The 3,094-nt window shown below is 34.5% G+C and carries 3 protein-coding genes; 1 reads left to right on the forward strand and 2 read right to left on the reverse strand.

Going from position 1 to position 3,094, the window contains the following annotated elements:
• Nucleotides 1–176: 176 nt before the first annotated feature.
• Nucleotides 177–1,436: a chorismate-binding protein gene (locus VFM92_RS00005; RefSeq protein ID WP_325120132.1), complete on the reverse strand. Its 1,260-nt coding sequence runs from the start codon at nt 1,434–1,436 to the stop codon at nt 177–179.
• The gene (locus VFM92_RS00010; RefSeq protein WP_325120133.1) at nt 1,397–1,822 is read right to left on the reverse strand and encodes a hotdog fold thioesterase; all 426 of its coding nucleotides are present in this window, start codon (nt 1,820–1,822) and stop codon (nt 1,397–1,399) included. The genes VFM92_RS00005 and VFM92_RS00010 overlap by 40 nt, the downstream gene beginning before the upstream one ends.
• Before the next feature lie 105 nt (nt 1,823–1,927).
• Between VFM92_RS00010 and VFM92_RS00015 the strand changes: the two genes are divergently transcribed.
• The gene (locus VFM92_RS00015) at nt 1,928–2,548 is read left to right on the forward strand and encodes a histidine phosphatase family protein (protein WP_325120134.1); all 621 of its coding nucleotides are present in this window, start codon (nt 1,928–1,930) and stop codon (nt 2,546–2,548) included.
• The last annotated feature ends 546 nt before the right edge of the window (nt 2,549–3,094 follow it).

A 3,094-nucleotide genomic window follows, 5' to 3' on the forward strand; every position in this document is an offset into this window, starting at 1 on the left:
TTTTTTAATGGGTTTCATGCATCAATATTTGCAAGGTTTCTGTCAGGAAAATACGAAAACTTGCAAAAAAATCAAAGCTTTTTATTAATTAAATAATTGATAATCAATGTATTAATTAGTTTTTAAGGGTCGACTAATTAATCTTCGATTAATGAATCAAAAGTAAGGATTAAAGTTTAGATTCCGAAAATTATTTTCGACAGTACTTTACATTTCATCTCAGTTTCTTCCCATTCTTTTTCAGCTTTTGAATCTTCTGTTATTCCGGCCCCTGCATAAAAAGTAACTGTTTGATTATTGATTTGGCAACATCTCAAATTGACAAATAAGTGACTTAAACCATCTAAATGAACAGGTCCCATAAAACCACTGAAGTAGCTTCGCTGATGTTTTTCGTGTTCAGAAATGAAATTTATTGCTGGTTCTTTTGGCATGCCACAAACAGCGGAAGTGGGATGTAATAATTTCAACATCACAGAGCCTAGTTCGGGAAAATTAACAGATTGAGTATGTACTTTGAAAGTGGTTTTTAAATGGAGAAGATTACCAGCTTGAATAGTTTTAGGTCCTATTTCATCAAAATCCCGTAATCTGATTTTCTTAAAGCAATTGATGATATAGCGTGAAACATAAGCCTGTTCTTCAATTTCCTTCTGAGTCCAGGTAGTTTCTGCAATGCTTTTTTCAGACTTTGATTGCGTTCCTGCCAAAGCCATGGTTTTAAAATACTCTCCTTTTTTATCTTCAATTAAAGTCTCAGGGCTGGCCCCAAACCACAAACCAGTTTTGGTTGAGAAAGTAAGGTTCACAAATGCATTGGAATATTGTTTGCAAGCATTTACAAAAGCCTGTCCCAGGCTTATTTCATTGTTACTCTCAATATTTTTAATTTTGGAAGGTACTACTTTATAGAATTCTTCTCTTTTTATAAGTTGAATTCCTTTTTCCACCATAGCGATGTAATCTGAAGCTAAGGTAGAATGGTGATTTTCGTTTTTCTCTAATAAACTGAAATCAAATTCTTTTGCATGGTCTATTTTAGAACCTACTTCTTCACTTGGTGTTTTCTTCCATTCCAAAGAATGAGCTTCAGTAATTTCATTAGGTTCTGACTCAAGTGAAATCTCAGCTAATATTTCAGCTTCAAAATGGACGATTTTATCTAAGCCTGTTTTAAAAGGATGCAATAAAAATCCTGGGGAAAGGTCTTCTAAATTAAGCTCATCAATATTTTTCCCTCCTGATAAATCACACAAAATTTGTAATTTTGATTCATTAGGTAATCTATAAATAGCTAATGCAGCACCATTTTGCTGTGCAAATGCAATAAACTTATTAAGATGAGTTTCTGCTGTGAGCTTGATTTGTTTTATATCTTGAGCTGCGTTTTCCAAAATTATTTCTTGACTACTGCCATTGTAATACGACTTACGCATATCAATTGTTCACGCTCGTTCTTAATTTCTATATGCCAAACCTGTGTGGTTCTGCCAATATGAACAGGAGTAGTTTCACCATATACCCACCCTTCTTTAATTCCACGGATGTGATTAGCATTGATGTCCAAACCAACACAATAGAATTTTTCAGGATCTACCATCAACATAGCAGCTACACTTCCCAAAGTTTCGGCCAAAACTACAGATGCCCCACCATGCAATAGGCCATAAGGTTGATGCGTTCTGTTGTCAACAGGCATTTTGGCGACTAAATAATTATCGCCAATTTCTGTAAAACTCATGCCTAAGACCTCTGAAATGGTGTTTTTCCCCATTTTATTAAGGTCTTCCACACTTGGTTTTTCAAGAAATTTCCTATCCATAGTACTTGCGCTGATTCTGTTTCGTAATTTCGAACCGAAAATTACGGATTCACATTCAATTTTAAACAATATTTATTGAAATTGATTGCTTTTTGAAAACTAAATATGGTAAAAGATATATACATAGTACGCCACGGGCAAACGGATTATAACCTCAGAGGAATAGTGCAGGGAAGTGGGGTTGATGCTTCATTGAATGACACTGGAAGAAAGCAAGCCGATGAGTTTTTTAAAGCTTACGGAGATTTCCCCTTTGATAAATTATATATCACTACCTTAAAACGAACCCAAGAATCAATGAAAGGATTTATTGATAAAGGTCTGCCTCATGAAAAACTTTCGGGTTTGAATGAAATCAGTTGGGGAACAAGAGAAGGTCAACCTTTCACGCCAGAAGAAAATAAATATTATTTCGCCATGCTGGAAAGATGGAAACAAGGGGAAACCTCCTTGCCGGTTGATGGTGGTGAATCACCGGACCAAGTGGCGATGCGCCAGTTGGAGGCAATGAAATATATTATGAGCAAAAAGGATGAAAGTAAAGTGTTGATATGCATGCATGGAAGAGCAATGCGGATTTTATTGGCTCAGCTATTCAATTATCCGCTTCATGATATGGATATCTTCGAACATTCAAATTTAGCTTTGTATCATGTGAGAGCCACTGAAAATATGTTTCAGTTAGTGAAGTATAATGATAAAGGACATTTGAGTGGTAGTATTTAAAGAATGATAAAACAAGGTTATATAAGTAAAGAAAAACTAAACTGCTATTACTTTTACTTCTTCTTACTTTCTTTTTTCTTAATAAAAAAGAAACAAAAAATCAAGAAAGTTTAATGCTTCTACCCTAAAGGCCTACGCTAGCCCGCTAAACTTTCCTCCTTCCCGCTTTTCCGAGTTCCTCGGAAGTGGTCGAGTTAGACCTTTTGACACTACCTCGTAAAAATCGTATGGTTTTTCATTGAAGTTGAGTTCCAAGTTTGAAATGACTAAAAAAAAGTAGACTTGTCCTTTAGCCCGCTCTCATGGAATAAATTAAAATTTACAAAACTGTTAATTTGAAGCAATCTAAAATATCAACAAGCCTCCAATAAAAATCAAACTACCTAGTCGACCCTTAAAAACTATTTAATACATTGATTATCAATTATTTAATTAATAAAAAGCTTTGATTTTTTTGCAAGTTTTCGTATTTTCCTGACAGAAACCTTGCAAATATTGATGCATGAAACCCATTAAAAAAGCTCAAAACCAAACCAGTCTGTTCTT

Origin of the sequence: Marivirga sp. (genome assembly GCF_035704835.1) — a bacterium.
GTDB lineage: Bacteria > Bacteroidota > Bacteroidia > Cytophagales > Cyclobacteriaceae > Marivirga.